Origin of the sequence: Jeotgalibacillus terrae, from assembly GCF_016908195.1 — a bacterium.
Lineage (GTDB): Bacteria > Bacillota > Bacilli > Bacillales > Jeotgalibacillaceae > Jeotgalibacillus > Jeotgalibacillus terrae.
Genome location: NZ_JAFBDK010000051.1, coordinates 1 through 1,027, shown reverse-complemented (window position 1 = coordinate 1,027; position 1,027 = coordinate 1). Strand labels below are relative to the sequence as shown.

9 tRNA genes and 1 rRNA gene are annotated in these 1,027 nt (G+C 51.2%); all 10 read right to left on the bottom strand.

Features of this window, described 5'->3' with window-relative positions:
- Positions 1–101 precede the first annotated feature (101 nt).
- A tRNA-Ala gene (locus JOD21_RS19235) sits at positions 102–177 on the bottom strand.
- 9 nt (positions 178–186) lie between these two features.
- Positions 187–263, bottom strand: a tRNA-Pro gene (locus JOD21_RS19230).
- A 20-nt stretch (positions 264–283) separates the two neighbouring features.
- Positions 284–360 (bottom strand) — tRNA-Arg (locus JOD21_RS19225).
- 22 nt (positions 361–382) lie between these two features.
- Positions 383–471: transfer RNA gene (locus tag JOD21_RS19220), tRNA-Leu, on the bottom strand.
- 28 nt (positions 472–499) lie between these two features.
- A tRNA-Gly gene (locus tag JOD21_RS19215) sits at positions 500–574 on the bottom strand.
- 8 nt (positions 575–582) lie between these two features.
- Positions 583–667, bottom strand: a tRNA-Leu gene (locus tag JOD21_RS19210).
- A gap of 12 nt (positions 668–679) precedes the next feature.
- A tRNA-Lys gene (locus tag JOD21_RS19205) sits at positions 680–755 on the bottom strand.
- Positions 756–763: 8 nt separating this feature from the next.
- Positions 764–839, bottom strand: a tRNA-Thr gene (locus tag JOD21_RS19200).
- Between the two features lie 5 nt (positions 840–844).
- Positions 845–920, bottom strand: a tRNA-Val gene (locus JOD21_RS19195).
- 18 nt (positions 921–938) lie between these two features.
- A 5S ribosomal RNA gene (gene rrf, locus JOD21_RS19190) occupies positions 939–1,027 on the bottom strand; the annotation flags it as partial.

Genomic DNA, 1,027 nt, shown 5'->3' with positions numbered 1-1,027 from the left:
AAAGTGTTTGAAAAGCTCATTGTCTTTTTTGTTCGAAAAAGACTTAAAATCTTAAAACGTTGACGTTTGGTTGTTTAGTTTTCAAGGTTCAATCAATCTGTTGGTGGAGCCTAGCGGGATCGAACCGCTGACCTCCTGCGTGCAAGGCAGGCGCTCTCCCAGCTGAGCTAAGGCCCCAAAAGAAAATGGTCGGGAAGACAGGATTTGAACCTGCGACCCCTTGGTCCCAAACCAAGTGCTCTACCAAGCTGAGCTACTCCCCGTTTTCTGTTATGGGAAAATATGGCGCGCCCGAGAGGAGTCGAACCCCTAACCTTTTGATCCGTAGTCAAACGCTCTATCCAATTGAGCTACGGGCGCAGTAAAGCTTTATGAAACTGAATGGTGCCGAGGGCCGGACTCGAACCGGCACGGTGGAAACCCACCGCAGGATTTTAAGTCCTGTGCGTCTGCCAATTCCGCCACCCCGGCTAAGGCAGATAAAATTATAAGTAAAGTTTGGAGCGGAAGACGAGATTCGAACTCGCGACCCCCACCTTGGCAAGGTGGTGTTCTACCACTGAACTACTCCCGCAAAAAATATGGTGCGGGTGGAGGGACTTGAACCCCCACGCCTTGCGGCACTAGATCCTAAGTCTAGCGTGTCTGCCAATTCCACCACACCCGCATAAAAATTTCATGGTGAGCCATGAAGGACTCGAACCTTCGACCCTCTGATTAAAAGTCAGATGCTCTACCAACTGAGCTAATGGCTCGAGAAAACTGGTGCCGGCAAGAGGACTTGAACCCCCAACCTACTGATTACAAGTCAGTTGCTCTACCAGTTGAGCTACACCGGCATAAATGGTGGAGAATGACGGGCTCGAACCGCCGACCCTCTGCTTGTAAGGCAGATGCTCTCCCAGCTGAGCTAATTCTCCACGGTATTATGTAATACCGCCTAGCGACGTCCTACTCTCACAGGGGGAAACCCCCAACTACCATCGGCGCTGAAGAGCTTAACTTCCGTGTTCGGCATGGGAACGGG